14 protein-coding genes are annotated in these 13,853 nt (G+C 42.0%); 5 read left to right on the top strand and 9 right to left on the bottom strand.

The window, feature by feature from the left end:
- Nucleotide 1 precedes the first annotated feature (1 nt).
- Nucleotides 2-1,510, bottom strand: coding sequence for an aminotransferase class V-fold PLP-dependent enzyme (locus ACYCSE_RS08685; protein ID WP_459702038.1), 1,509 nt, complete (start codon nucleotides 1,508-1,510; stop codon nucleotides 2-4).
- A 135-nt stretch (nucleotides 1,511-1,645) separates the two neighbouring features.
- Nucleotides 1,646-2,122, bottom strand: a complete 477-nt coding sequence (locus ACYCSE_RS08680; protein ID WP_023991039.1) for a DsrE/DsrF/DrsH-like family protein — start codon at nucleotides 2,120-2,122, stop codon at nucleotides 1,646-1,648.
- Between the two features lie 239 nt (nucleotides 2,123-2,361).
- On the opposite strand from ACYCSE_RS08680, the gene ACYCSE_RS08675 reads away from it, so the two are divergent.
- The 3 genes from ACYCSE_RS08675 to ACYCSE_RS08665 all read left to right on the top strand — a co-directional run bounded on the left by ACYCSE_RS08675 (nucleotide 2,362) and on the right by ACYCSE_RS08665 (nucleotide 4,969).
- The gene (locus tag ACYCSE_RS08675; RefSeq protein WP_452567785.1) at nucleotides 2,362-2,748 is read left to right on the top strand and encodes a hypothetical protein; all 387 of its coding nucleotides are present in this window, start codon (nucleotides 2,362-2,364) and stop codon (nucleotides 2,746-2,748) included.
- Between the two features lie 97 nt (nucleotides 2,749-2,845).
- The gene (locus ACYCSE_RS08670) at nucleotides 2,846-3,808 is read left to right on the top strand and encodes a radical SAM protein (protein ID WP_459702036.1); all 963 of its coding nucleotides are present in this window, start codon (nucleotides 2,846-2,848) and stop codon (nucleotides 3,806-3,808) included.
- 186 nt (nucleotides 3,809-3,994) lie between these two features.
- Nucleotides 3,995-4,969 (top strand): aldo/keto reductase family protein, encoded by a 975-nt coding sequence (locus ACYCSE_RS08665; protein WP_459702035.1) that lies wholly within the window; start codon nucleotides 3,995-3,997, stop codon nucleotides 4,967-4,969.
- Between the two features lie 6 nt (nucleotides 4,970-4,975).
- Here the strand turns inward: ACYCSE_RS08665 and ACYCSE_RS08660 are convergent, their stop codons facing one another.
- The 5 genes from ACYCSE_RS08660 to ACYCSE_RS08640 form a co-directional block, all read right to left on the bottom strand.
- Nucleotides 4,976-5,485 (bottom strand): hypothetical protein, encoded by a 510-nt coding sequence (locus ACYCSE_RS08660; RefSeq protein ID WP_459702034.1) that lies wholly within the window; start codon nucleotides 5,483-5,485, stop codon nucleotides 4,976-4,978.
- A 73-nt stretch (nucleotides 5,486-5,558) separates the two neighbouring features.
- Nucleotides 5,559-7,499 (bottom strand): FtsX-like permease family protein, encoded by a 1,941-nt coding sequence (locus ACYCSE_RS08655; protein WP_459702033.1) that lies wholly within the window; start codon nucleotides 7,497-7,499, stop codon nucleotides 5,559-5,561.
- Entirely contained in the window at nucleotides 7,489-8,250 is a 762-nt protein-coding gene (locus ACYCSE_RS08650; protein ID WP_061829789.1) for an ABC transporter ATP-binding protein, read from the bottom strand. The genes ACYCSE_RS08655 and ACYCSE_RS08650 overlap by 11 nt, the downstream gene beginning before the upstream one ends.
- 102 nt (nucleotides 8,251-8,352) lie before the next feature.
- On the bottom strand, nucleotides 8,353-9,357 hold the full coding sequence (locus ACYCSE_RS08645) for a sensor histidine kinase (RefSeq protein WP_459702032.1): 1,005 nt from the start codon (nucleotides 9,355-9,357) through the stop codon (nucleotides 8,353-8,355).
- Complete coding sequence (locus ACYCSE_RS08640) at nucleotides 9,350-10,045, bottom strand: response regulator transcription factor (protein WP_250260057.1); 696 nt, start codon at nucleotides 10,043-10,045, stop codon at nucleotides 9,350-9,352. The genes ACYCSE_RS08645 and ACYCSE_RS08640 overlap by 8 nt, the downstream gene beginning before the upstream one ends.
- A gap of 218 nt (nucleotides 10,046-10,263) precedes the next feature.
- Here ACYCSE_RS08640 and ACYCSE_RS08635 point away from each other — a divergent pair, with 218 nt between their 5' ends.
- On the top strand, nucleotides 10,264-10,893 hold the full coding sequence (locus tag ACYCSE_RS08635; RefSeq protein WP_459702494.1) for a YfbR-like 5'-deoxynucleotidase: 630 nt from the start codon (nucleotides 10,264-10,266) through the stop codon (nucleotides 10,891-10,893).
- 205 nt (nucleotides 10,894-11,098) lie between these two features.
- Here ACYCSE_RS08635 and ACYCSE_RS08630 read toward each other — a convergent pair whose 3' ends face one another.
- Complete coding sequence (locus ACYCSE_RS08630; RefSeq protein WP_250266994.1) at nucleotides 11,099-12,283, bottom strand: RCC1 domain-containing protein; 1,185 nt, start codon at nucleotides 12,281-12,283, stop codon at nucleotides 11,099-11,101.
- A 116-nt stretch (nucleotides 12,284-12,399) separates the two neighbouring features.
- Between ACYCSE_RS08630 and ACYCSE_RS08625 the strand changes: the two genes are divergently transcribed.
- Complete coding sequence (locus tag ACYCSE_RS08625; RefSeq protein ID WP_061829793.1) at nucleotides 12,400-12,891, top strand: hypothetical protein; 492 nt, start codon at nucleotides 12,400-12,402, stop codon at nucleotides 12,889-12,891.
- A 53-nt stretch (nucleotides 12,892-12,944) separates the two neighbouring features.
- Here the strand turns inward: ACYCSE_RS08625 and ACYCSE_RS08620 are convergent, their stop codons facing one another.
- Nucleotides 12,945-13,652 (bottom strand): phosphodiester glycosidase family protein, encoded by a 708-nt coding sequence (locus ACYCSE_RS08620; RefSeq protein WP_023991026.1) that lies wholly within the window; start codon nucleotides 13,650-13,652, stop codon nucleotides 12,945-12,947.
- Nucleotides 13,653-13,853 lie beyond the last annotated feature (201 nt).

The following is a 13,853-nucleotide window of genomic DNA, read 5'->3' as shown; positions in this document are numbered from 1 at the left end:
CTTAATCACTAAAATTAAACCATTTGCTGATGTCTATTTTGTGATGTTCATTCATAGATTGCCACTCGTTTGATTCTGGTTGATAGGTATAATCTTTTTGCCAGGTCATGATGTTTTCCACGATTGCCCGTATGGAAGAGGCGATATAGGAGACTTCCTGATTCGTCATCATGGGATGGAGCGACAGACGCACCCAGCCCGGTTTTCGAGATAAGTCTCCCGCATGGATCAGGTCTGTCATTTGTTTAGATGTTTGGTGGTCGATGCCCAGCAAATAATGTCCGTAGGGGCCTGCACAAGAGCAGCCGCCCCGGACCTGAATGCCAAACCGATCATTCAATAGTTTTACAATCAGGTTATAGTGAATATGGCCGACAACGAAAGAAACGATTCCCATTCGTTCTTGGCTGCCTCCTCCTAAGATGTGTAGCCCTGGTATGGTACTCAAGTTCTTTAGTAATAATGATGTCAGTTCCTTTTTGCGCTCCAACAAGCGCTTCTGTCCCATTTGTTCCTTCAGCCGAATGCAGAGCGCGGTTCGAACGGCCTGTAGAAAGGCAGGCGTCCCTCCATCCTCACGGGCCTCAATATTATCTTTATACTCGTATCCACCCCAAGGATTGGTCCAGCTAACTGTGCCCCCTCCGGGCTGATCTGGAGCACAATGGAGGCACAGCCTCGAATCCATAATTAAAACGCCGCTTGTACCGGGACCCCCAAGAAATTTGTGGGGTGAAAATACAATCCCGTCCAGTTTCTCAAGCGGATCTGTGGGGTGCATGTTGATCTCGGCGTAAGGTGCGCTTGCCGAAAAATCAATGAAACAAACGCCACCATGTTCGTGCATTTTGCGGGCTAGCTGGTAAATCGGTACTTCGAACCCTGTAACATTGGAGCAAGCGGTAAAGGCGCCGATTTTGATAGGGCGATGCTGGAATTGAAGCAGCAGTCGTTCGAGATGAGTTGGATCGACCATTCCGCCGGGACCCGGAGGAAGACACACAACGTCTCCAATGGTTTCTGCCCAGGAAATATGATTGGAATGATGCTCCATGTGGGTAACGAAGATAACGGGACGTTCTTTTTCGGCGATGGGGTAGAGAGGCTTTAAATTTTCATGTATTTTCAATCCTAACAGTCGCTGAAGCTTATTCACTGCACCTGTCATACCGGACCCGGCGAACAGGATGATATCATGTTCATTGGCATGAACGTGGTTTTTAATGATTTGTTTCGCTTCTTCATAGGCTTGGGTCATCAGAGTTCCTGTCAAATTAGACTCCGTATGCGTGTTCGCCACAAAAGGGCCTAATTCATTAGCTATTTTCGACTCGATGGGTCCATACAGACGGCCGCTGGCTGCCCAATCCGCATAAATCAGCTTTTTTTGCCCGTATGGAGATTCAAAGGTCTGATGATATCCGATTGTACTTTCACGATACCTTTGGAAATAAGCCTCGTTAGAAGGCTGATACCTACAATTACTGCTTCCAATTCGAGCCATGAGCATACGGCGCCTCCCAAGTCGTTCTGTCTTCTTAGGGTACGTAGGTAGGCCCGAATGGGTTAAAAAAAATAGGCGAGTGTCATCATTTAGTCACAATAAAAGCCTCATCCAAAAGCGGGATAAGGCAGTAGGTCTATCTTATATAAACAACTGCATATCGGATTCGAGCGCATCTTTTAGATACGTTTTGGCCTCGATAATTTCTAGTTCAGGTATAAATTCTTCCGGTTTAAAACCCATAATATCGACCGATAGCTTACAGGCATAAAATTTTACATTTTTCTTTCGGGCTCCTTTCAGAAAATGAATGAGCTTCGGGGCTTCGTTATCTTCGATCATTTCTGTCAGCATCAGCTTGCCAAGGCCACTAAAATTCATTTTGGACAATGGCAGCTCCTCGGGTCCTTTTGGAGTCATCCAGCCCATGATTTTTTCATAAATGGTCTTGTCTTCAAACGTCATCTTGTCAGGGTCACGAACCAGAAATAGTCCCCAGAACGCAAAAAACATCGTCACATCCACATCCAGCTCCCGAGCTGTATTTGCCAGAATCAGTCCAGCCATTGCCTTATCATAATCGCCGCTGAACATAAGCAGATTCATCCTTTTATCCATAATTCCCGCCTCCATTACCAACAGATATATTCAGTATGGATTTGGGAATGAGAAGTATGCCTAGTTCACATATTGATCACAATTACAGGACATGTGTCGGAATCAAGGGCACTATTCAATATATGTTATTATTATCTATGGAAATTACATAGCACCATTGTTTTATGGAATATTAGTAGGATAAATGTGAAAGGAACGGGGTTTGAAATTTATGAAAAGGGATGGATCATCCTAACGGGGTGAAAACGTTGGTGGTATTCCCTTCCGAGTCTACAGGTTGGCCGCTCGACCTGTCTTCAACTGGAGAATCGGAAGCCTTTGACGAGTTTGGGGAATTGAAAGCAGGCTATAGGCTTCAAGCGAGTGTTTACGACTTTGATCATGATGGAACTAACGAGATAGTCATTGCAGCGGGTGACTTGGCTACGAATGCTGAGACATGGGTTTTTTCATTTACAAATGTAGAAAACATTAAAAAGATAGATCCCTTTCATCAGGAGTTAGCTGTAACAGGGCAATCCTATATTACTTTGAATGGACATGAATTAGATGTACCTTATGGCTCTCAAGGTTTATTTGAGGCTTATAAGTATGTAGATAAAGAATTTCTTACTTCTGTCAAGTAGCCCGCCGTTACCAATGTCATATCTACAAACCGCTCCCATCTGTATAATCTCAAGGGAATTCAAGACTTAAGCCTGAGATTGGGAGGATCATGAGAAAGTGAGTATAGACAACAAATATAAAGCACTTGAACTGGAAAAGCCGGGCATCTACGAGCTGGAGGGACTGGAAGTCGGGGTTACCTCCAATTGCAACTTCAAGTGTGATTACTGCTGTGCGTATCAGCGGAACGACGGGCAATGCATCAGCAGCAAAGAAGTCATTGATATTATTGATGACATTCCAACGTTAAAACGTGTGCGACTGTCCGGGGGAGAAGTGACCTTGAAATATGAGGATTGTCTGGACATCGTGAATCACTGTTCAAGCAAGGGCATCGCAACCCAACTTAATACCAATGCCAGCTTGCTCAGCCCTGAACGAATTGAGAAACTGCGTGATGCAGGACTTTCCAATATTCATATCTCCTTTAACTTCACGGATGCTGATAAATATGCAACCTATTATCATGTTCATCCTCGCATGTATGAGAACATTGTACAGAATATTCGGTTATGTACCGAAGCCAAGCTAGAAACGGTGCTGGAGACGTTGCTATTTGCCGAGACGCAGAACAACATGCCAGCTATTAGCGAAAAGGTATATGAACTCGGTGTGCGTATCCATGAAATCCAAAACAGCATCGTAATGGATCATACCAATTGGAACGCTATTTCTACCAAGGAAGCGCTCATTCGTTCCGTTCATGACCTGATTGCACATAAAAAGGACGATACTGTGTTGTATTTCACCTGTATGGACCGTTTTGCAGAAGCACTGGGCTTCAAGGAGCAGCCGGGTGTTTATTTTTCCAACTGCGTTGATGGTAAAAAACAGCTCCATCTTCACGGGAACGGGGACATCCTGATCTGTGAGCTATGCCACCCTGTGGTCATCGGCAATATTTATAATGGAACATCCCTAAAGGATATTTACAAAAATAAACCGAAGCAGCTTCAGGAGTTTCTCGATAAACTGCCTTGTCCTGCCTATGATGCGCTTTTTCCTGTAGGAAGCAAGTAGACATGATTTAAGATTGTGAGGCTATGAGCATCTACCATCCAAATAGGTTGGATGGTAGATGTCCTTCATGTAACTCCATGAATCCTTTATTATTTCAGGATTTTGCAAAATCCTCATTTGTTTTAATGAAAGGGTTTACATGTTAAAATATAAAAATATGATCCTCTTATGAAAGAAGGAGTAGATATGAAATATAGAAATGTAGGCAACAGTGGTCTTAAAATTAGTGAAATCGGTCTAGGGAGCTGGTTGACGTACGGTACAGCCGCCGAGAAGGAAGCCGCTCATACCTGTATTGCCAAAGCGTTTGAACTTGGGATTAATTTCTTTGATACCGCGAACGCGTATAACCGGGGAGAAGGCGAGAAGGCTATGGGAGCTGCCCTGAAGCCTTATCGAAGAGAGAGCTATGTGTTATCTACCAAGGTGTACTTCCCTATGGACTCCGGTCCCAATGACAGGGGACTGTCACGCAAGCACATTATGGAGCAATGTGAAGCGAGTCTGAAGCGTCTTGGTACGGATTATATCGACATGTACTTCTGTCATCGTTATGATTCGGATACTCCTTTGGAAGAGACGCTGCGAGCGCTCGATGACCTTCAGGCTCAGGGTAAGATTCTGTACGCTGCTGTCAGTGAATGGAGTGCTGCCCAGCTCACGGATGCCTATGGGATTGGAAAAAGGCTGAATTTGCGCCCGCTGATTGCCAATCAGCCGATATATAATATGTTCGAACGTTATATCGAACATGAGGTACTTCCCGTATCCGGGCAGGTAGGTATCGGCCAAATTGTATTTTCGCCTCTGGCCCAAGGTATCCTCACGGGTAAATACAAGCCGGGACAGCCTTTACCGACGGGTAGCCGCGGGGCTGATGCCTCTGTCAATAATGTCATCAGCAGTTACATGAACGATACCGTTCTAAACTGTGTCCAAGAGCTGGATAAGCTGGCGAAGGGCTTGGGTGTCACCCTGTCACAGCTCGCGCTTGCCTGGATTCTGAGAGAACCGGGTATCAGCGCTGCACTCATTGGGGCTACTAAACCGGCACAAATTGAAGAAAATGTGAAAGCAGTCGAAGTGACGCTACAACCGGAGACATGCGTGGAAATTGAGCGAATTCTGAAGCAAGCAGAGGGTTTTGAACCTTTGCGTTAAGCATTTTTAACCTGCTTCAAGCATGGCATAAATACCTGAACCCACACTAAATACGATCCCGTTCACTAAAACAAGGATTTGCTTCTTACTGAGATCCAGCGGATCAAAAAAGATGGGCAACAGCCATTTTAGGCTGATGACAGCCCATAAACCCTCCAGTAATCCTAGCATCAACACCTTTTGTCCCCAGTGAAACTTCATTTGCGGTGTTAGCGGACCTTCAAGAAACAGGTCACCTGAAGTATGGAGGTTCCAAGAAACGATAACTACGAATATAAGAAGAGTTAATAGGGTTGACATAATATAGGTGATATCTTTTTTAGCCTCTTTCGTAAGTCTCGGCGATTTTTTAAACTCAGGCAAGCCAATCAGGAAAAAGACGATTCCTACGATAATAGCCACGCCTACAGAGGAACCGAGTATGATATTGGCTAAGATGCCGATGCCATTGATGATTAATAATAAAATAAGCTCTCCCCCTTTGGGGTTACGACTGATAGTTATTTTATTGTACATGTAGGAACGAAAATGCTCAAATATTTGAAAAAGCCCCAGCACTTTCGCCTGGGACTTTTTTGCTTTTTACCAATTACAATGCTGATTTAATGACCTTTTTATAATACAGGATGGATAGTATCCCAAAAATGGAATATAAGGCGGTGTACAGCACCATAACGATGATCATAGGCATCCAAATTTCAGTTCCAAACAAGAACCAGCCGGATTGGACGGCGAAATAGCTATGTGAAAGGCCAATCACTAATGGGATGCCGAAGTTAAAGAGTTGTTTTATTTTAATGCCTCTAAGCAGGTCACTTTGAGTGAACCCTAACTTTCTTAACACGGTGTAATTGGCTTTTTCGTCTTCGCTCTCATCCATTTGCTTAAAATAAAGGATACAGCCTGATGTAATGAGAAAGGTGAGTCCTAAAAATCCAACTACAAACATGATCACTCCCATGTTCCGCTTCTGATTGCTGCTCATTTCAAGGCGTGATGTTTGTTGATCATTAAAATCCGCAGCTGCAAAGAGACGATTCGCTTCTTCAATCTGTTCTGCATTTATCATATCAATTCCAATATATAAGGATGATTTCTTTTGAATCTCAGGATTTATATCTTTCTTTAACCGCTCAAATATGGTTTCGTCTACAATGGCAGTGGGTAGTCCCCCGGCTGTAAAATAGTAGGGAATCACATACTCCTTTTTTAGACCCAAATATTGTTGATGTATGACTTCTTTTTTTCCCTTCAAATCCAATGGACCAAAGTTTTTCAAGGACATAAATTTCTGTAACAAATCATTATAGCCCATTAAAATTGCTTGACCTGGAGATACATCCGTACCCTCCACAGATTGATCGCTTATGACAGGCAACGTCATGGAATTCGCACCGATATTTAACCCTTCCAGAGGAGTCTCCATGATTTGCGCTGTGTCCACACTGACTTGAATAACTTCAATTTTCTTCTCACGATACTTTATGTCATGCTCCTGAAGTAACGTTTTGAATTTCTCAGCATCCGGTTCATTCGTCATTGCAAAATGGGAAGGTACATTGTCCTCAGCTGATTGATCCGCAGAATAATAGGCGATATAGCTTAAGGAAAGTAAACCGATGGCAAGTGCCGATACTGTTGTAATAATGGTCAACAACAAAGCATTGGATTTCATGCGGAACATAATGGATGAGAGAGATAGCACCTCATTAATGTTCAAATAACCGCCTTTACTTTTTCTGACGATATTGGAAATAAAGCGGATAGATCCTTTATAAAAAAGTAGTGTTCCGATGATGACAGTGCCCAAAATAAACACCATAGCCATAAACAACTCATTCATGGATGTAAAGTCTCCGCCAAATAATTTGGAGGAAACATAGTAACCTAAAGCGATGAGAGAGATGCCAATGATCCCGATGATCATCTCATAGATCGTTATTTTCTTGATTTTCCCTTCGGTGGTTGAGTTCACTCTGAACAAAGACAAAATACTTTGTCTCTTGATAAAGGAATAATTCATGAGCATGATCAACAGGTAGATGATACAAAAAACGATGAGTGTTTGAATCAGTGCTTGGTTAGAGAAATATAGAGTGGCAATGGCTTCGACGCCTGTCGTCTTAAATAAGATCATGATCACTAATTTAGAAAAGGAAAATCCAACTCCGATTCCAATAAACAGGGAACTAAAGTATAGAATTAAGTTTTCAGCACTCAGGATGCGAAAAATTTTGTTTTTGGTCATTCCGATCAATTGAAATAGGCCAATTTCTTTGCTGCGTCTTTTTATAAAGATATTATTAGCATATAAAAGGAAGATACAGACAATGGCGACCAGTAAAACGGAAGCTGCCCTTATGGAAGCTGCCCCTTTAACAGAACCCTTCACTTCGTCCATGGAAGGATCGTATTGTAATGTGACGAAAGCGAAATAGAGCGCAACACTAAAAATGAGAGCAAAAACATACAGGTAATAATTCTTTAGATTTTTTTTCAAATTCTTTAGAATGAGCAGATTAATGTTCATATTGGACCCCGCCTAAGACCCCTTGGGTTTTCATAATATCCTGGAAGAAGCTTTGTCTTTCCTGCTCGCCTTTATGAAGCTGCGTATACATCTGCCCATCCTTAATAAAAATGACCCGACTGCAATGGCTGGCTGCGACAGGATCATGCGTGACCATAATAATGGTCGCCTTGCGTTTTTGGTTCAACTGGCCCAGCTTATTTAATAAATCGGAGGCCGACTTGGAATCCAGCGCACCCGTAGGTTCATCGGCAAAAATAATACTGGGCTCATGAATAAATGCTCTGGCCGCAGATGTACGCTGTTTCTGTCCACCCGAGATTTCATTGGGGTATTTGTCCTTGAGCTCATAAATTCCCAGTTCTGTAGCTACTTCCTGAAATTTTTGGTTGGCTTCTTTTTTAGGCGTTTTGGTGATGGATAACGGTAAGAGAATGTTCTCCTTCACGGTTAGCGTATCCAGCAGATTATACTCTTGAAAAATAAAGCCTAAATGCTGTTTGCGAAATTCAGCCAGTTGCTTTTCTTTCATTTTCGTCATTTCGATATCATTGATTTTAATGGAACCTTGGCTCACTTTATCAATAGAGGAAAGAACATTCAGCAGTGTGGTTTTACCTGAGCCGGAGGCTCCCATAATACTGACAAATTCCCCTTCTTCAATGACGATATCAATTCCCTTCAAAACCTCCTGCATATTTAACTTATTACCGTAGCTTTTATGAATTTTATGGGCTTCTAAAATATTCACTTCGATGCACTCCTTATTGTTCTTGTAGCCTTATTATAAAAATAGAGCCGATGTTTTTCCTTTGATTGGGCGAACAATGCATAAAAGCATGTGACATCTCTGTCACATGCTCACCATGCTCACGAAATCATTTCGTTTGGGAAAAATTAAAGTGAAGGTTGTACCCACGTTCGGTTTGGAGTGCACATCTATATGTATGAGCAAGGACTGGGCTGCCTTTTTCGTTAAATATAACCCCATGCCCGTTGAAGTATGATCAGAATGTTGGGTTGTGGAGGTAAAACCTTTCTCGAAAATACGGGGTATATCCTTCGGATCAATACCGCGCCCAAAGTCTTGGATCTCAAGCTGTATTCGATCCCTCTGTTCATAGCTGTGAATGATAATATCACTGGCATTGCTATATTTGATGGCATTAGTTAAGAGCTGTCTGATGATAAAGGCCAGCCATTTGGCATCACTCAGCACTTCCATGTGCTCCAATTGGATGTCAAAACCGATCCCTTTTTGGATGCACCATGACTGTAATGCTTTGATTTCATTAAAAACCAGAGATTTTAAATTCACTTGCTCAACATACAGATCATTTTCAATAAAGGATATGCGTTTGTGATGGAGCTGCTGATCCAGCAGTAAGTGGATTCGTAGCCATTCATAGGTTAACTGAGCTTTTAGGGGCTTATCGTCCAACCGCTCAATCATCAAATGCATGGTGGTCAAAGGCGTTTTTACCTCATGAATCCAGGATAATAGTTCATCTTTTTCATGTTCAAGTATCAATTGATTTTGTGAGATGATCTGTTGTAACCGTTCGGTCTGGTCAGTGATTTTTTGTTCAATGATTTGCTCAAACGGACTCTCCGGTTCGCCTATACCCGTTAGTTCAAGAGGGCTCCTCCATTCTTCTAGTGTTGTATAGAATTTGGTTTCCTTGGGATAGCGCATGATTAAAAAAGCCAAGAAAATCATCATGGATAAGAAGACGATATAAAGGATGGGCATTAACGGAATTGCTGCATCCACATAAGCAATGAACAGGATCAGAAATTGCTGGCATACAAACAGTAGAATCCAGCTCCGCCTCTCTATAAGATATTTTTTAATCATAGGAAGGTGCCTCTTCTGTAGCCATGTAGCCTTGTCCGACTTTCGTTTCAATGAAACGACCCAAATCCAGCTCGTCTAATTTTTTACGCAGGCGGTTCAAGTTGACGGTCAGGGTATTGTCGCTGACAAAACGTTCATCATCCCAGAGGCTTTTAATTAATTCCTCTCGTGCGACAATTTTATTTTTTTGTTCGATTAGCAGCTTCAAAATAAAAATCTCGTTCTTGGTTAATTCGATGGAGCCAGCCTCATTGGCTACTACATTTTTTTCATAATCGACCGTCGCTCCACACCATGTTTTCAGGGAGACGGGTTCTGTATTGTAATTATATACGCGGCGGAGTGTCGCCTGTAATTTTGCAATGAGTACATCAAAATGAAACGGTTTTTGGATAAAATCATCCGCTCCAAGCTGCATCGACATCACCATATCCGTAGGATGATCCCGTGACGATAAGAAAAGGATGGGGACGTTAGAGTGGGATCGAATCATTCGACACCAATGAAACCCATCAAATTTCGGCAATTGAATATCTATCACGATCAGATCAGGTTTTATCGTTGTGAATTCCTGAATGACTTTATTAAAGTCATGGATGCCATACACATCATAGTTCCATTGAGTTAACCGATCCTTCATTTCATGGAACAAAGTTTCGTCATCTTCAATTAGTAAGATTTTGAACAACGATTTCACCACTTTTTACTTTTTTTGTTTTTTGGAAAATTCGATTCCAGTCGCTTATTGGATTTTGCAAACTCCTCTTTTATAAAGTGTATAGCAAAAATTGTGTATGTGCTATATGGTGGACTCAACTTGATATTGCGATAATCTACTGTTAATAGTTGAGGTTTATAGTGGGTTTATATTGACTATCTCATATATTTTAAAGGATGGATGCAATGATGGGAATTCACACGTATTTTCGGTCGCTAAATGAGCTGGAAAGAATCATCCGTTGTCCAGGTAAGTTTAAATTTGAGGAACACAGCGTATCGGCTCATTCCTGGAAAGTGGTGCAATATGCCAAAACGCTGGCTGATATTGAAGAAAGAAATGGTGTCAGTATTGACTGGAAAAAGCTATACGAGATTACGAGCAGTCACGATTACGGGGAGATTTTTATTGGAGACATCAAAACGCCAGTTAAGCATTCCTCTAAGGAACTACGGCTATTAATCCAGCAGGTCGAAGAAGGTATGGTTGAGTATTTTATTGAAGAGAATATTCCCGAGGATTTTAAAGCCATTTTTCGCAAACAGCTAAGGGAGGGTAAAGATAATTCAGTAGAAGGTTTGATCCTTGAAGTTGCTGACAAGATGGATCAGGTGTACGAAGCATTTGCCGAACTACAGCGGGGAAATACTGAAAAAGAATTTATAGTCATGTATCGTAATGCGCTTGTGAAAATCAAGAATATTCAGTTACACTGCGTTGATTATTTTTTGGAAAATATCCTGCCCGATATGGTCAAGGAAGAAACGCCTTCATCCATTGATATCAAAAAGATTACGGAAGAGGCCTTAGCTCTGTAAATGAATTTCCCTACCGTCCAGAAGCTACTGAAGCGCTTCTGTTCATACATAATCATAGTTTTATTTAAAATAAAGCAGGTTTTATATGAAAATAAAAAAGCAATAAGGACAGTTGATTGAACTGCCCTTATTGCTTTTTTGGGGTTGGAAAAAACGGAGGGCTAAGCGTATTCCTTAAACAATTTATTAAGGATAAGAATATTAGTTATTTGGAAAATGGATTCGGGAAATTCGATTTCGTGGCAGCATATTGTTCCTTGGTGCTACCGATTCCCAGTTCGCCGTTTTTGTTATATCCCCAGGACCAAACCGTCCCATCGGCTGTCAAAGCATGGGAGTGGGTTCCTGCTGCACTGAATGCTACTACATCGGTTAGTGGCGTGTTTGTGTCATCTACAACTTGGGAAGGGACTTTAACAGAAAATACATCGGTCCCGTCACCTACCTGTCCCTCATTATTGGTTCCCCAGCCCCAAAGAGTTCCATCATTTTTAAGTGCAAAAGTTTGAGTTTTGCCTGCTTTCAATCTACTTACATTGGAAACATTGATCAATACGGGTGATCTTCTAAAAGTAGAGGTTCCATCCCCAAGCTTTCCAGAAGTGTTACTCCCGGAAGCATATACTTCTCCGCTGTTCGTTAGTACATAAATGCGGTCAGCTCCGGCAGTAAAAGTTTTAATATCATCAATTCGATATTGAACAGGGGTAAGCTGGTTTTCTTTGTCATCCTGCCCCAGTGCGCCGTCATAACCACGTCCCCATACCCATAGCTGATTATTTTTGTCCAGGGCTGCGCCAAAACTGTCACCAGCATCAATGGATACAATATCTTCTAAACCTTGTACCTGAACAGGCTTAACGGAAAAGGCGGAAACTCCTTTTGTGCCAATCCCCAGCTGTCCAAAGTTGTTTTCTCCATAAGCCCACACTGTGCCGTCATTTTTGAGCGCAAGCGTAAATTGACCTCCTGCTCTCACTTCTTTAACATTATCAATATATTTGTTTTTAACAGGTACTCTTGCCGTATCCCTCTTATTCCCTGTCCCTAGTTCGCCGTAACTTGCAAACCCCCAAGACCAGATGGTTCCGTCTTTTTTGAGCAAAGTTGAATGCAAATCACCAGCATCAATCATTGCGATGTCGGATACATCTGCTTGCATTGGGCTTGTTTTATTATTCCCTCCGCCAGCGCCTACGCCGAGCTTGCCATCACTGTTACTTCCCGTTGCATAAAATGAAGATCCATCTTCCATGGCCAGGAAAGCGTTAGTGGTCCCTGCCGAGAGCAAATGATCGTAATTTACAGTAGAATCAGCGCTTGCCGTAATAGAGCTTCCTACTAAAAGTGTTGATGCAGCGAGGACTGCCAAACCGAGTTTTTTTAACATATAATTGCACACCTTTCAAAATGTAATAGATAAATACAGATTAAGGCAACCAAATTGTTCCTGTCCGCGTCTTAATAGTGAACATATTCTATAAACCAGATTAGGGAGGATCACTTATGAAAAATAGAGTTTCTGCCCTTGTCCTTGTCTTGCTTGCGGCAGCATTACTGCCCGCATGTTCTACAACAGAATCGGCTACGCCGGTTAACGAATCTAATGGAGCGGTGGCTCAATCTATTTTTGACTTAGACCGTCTGGAAAGCACAACGGTATACACAGGGCGTGCCAAAATCGAAAGTATTAAAAGAATTGAAAAAGAAGTAGAACAACCATTAGCAGCCCCCACCATGGACTATTTGGTCCGATTTGAACAGCCTGTTCAATTTGCTAAAGAACTACCCCAAAGTGATGATCCAACGGAAAAACCTATCCAATCGGTCTATATATCTGTCCCAGATACACATATTTATAAGCAGATGGATGGTCAGCGGAGGCAATTAATCAATCCAGCAGAATTACAGGTAGGGCAACCGATTGAAGTTTCTTATGTGTATCCTGTAACACCTGTTTTCCTAGCATTGGAAATGGTCGTGCTGGATGAATTGTAGAGGAGGCCAGTAAGGCCTCCTTACTCCTATGAAAGCACGTCATATCATAAGGCTTAGGTGATATTAATGAGTTTTACCATGTTGTAGATATAACGTGTCTGCTCATACTTAACCATAGTGCCTGCAGAGTTTTTAACTTGAATACCGGACGAGCCTCCACCATCAAGAAGAATGGCTTCAAAGCAATCCTGTTTAATAAAATAATTGCGAAGTTGTTTCAGTGTCGCATTTTCATGAACAACCAGGTAGACTTGCCAAACATTATTTACGACCTTGAAGCCCAGGCCAGTTCGCCCGGTGGAATCGGTGTATCGCAAGGTTCCGTTTAAATCAAATTTTTCAATATCTTTTAAATCCTCAAGCCATGCTTCTTCCTCTTTCTTCAGCGACAGGCTACCGCCGCTAATAATAGACTTATACGTAATCGAAGTCCCCATTTGTTTTTTGAGATCCGTCACACTTGAAGCACGGGTAATCCCTATTTTTGTTTTGTTGCTCTCCGTGTATACAAATGCTGTACCACGGCTATTCCCTTTGGCATTCGCCTTAGTATCATGGGTATTATTAGGTGTGACCGCGATAGACAAACACTCGGTCGGCGCCTTTGTTGTGCTGATTGGGTTAAAGAAGCCCCCATTAATCCCGTAATCGGTTTGCTGTGTGATCCGGCTTCGAATATTTTTATTTTGAATATTCGAAGCTGGCGTGATGATAACATGGAAACCATCGGACGTTTTGGTGTAAGAATAGTTTGCTGGCATGGGAAACCTCCAATTGGATTATTTTGAAACCGAATCTCGCGCGATAATTCGTTTCTCATATATATAGGAAATTTACAGCTGCCTCTTACAACCCGGAAATCAAATTTTTCTAAAAAACTTTGAAATAGCATATACAAGACAATGCTTGACTTCAAGTTAACTTTAAGTAGTAACATACGGAATGTGACGTAGTGATTAGGA

The organism is Paenibacillus sp. SEL1 (genome assembly GCF_054602535.1).
The sequence above is the reverse complement of the archived record's forward strand: the minus strand, read 5'-3'. Positions and strand labels throughout refer to the sequence as shown.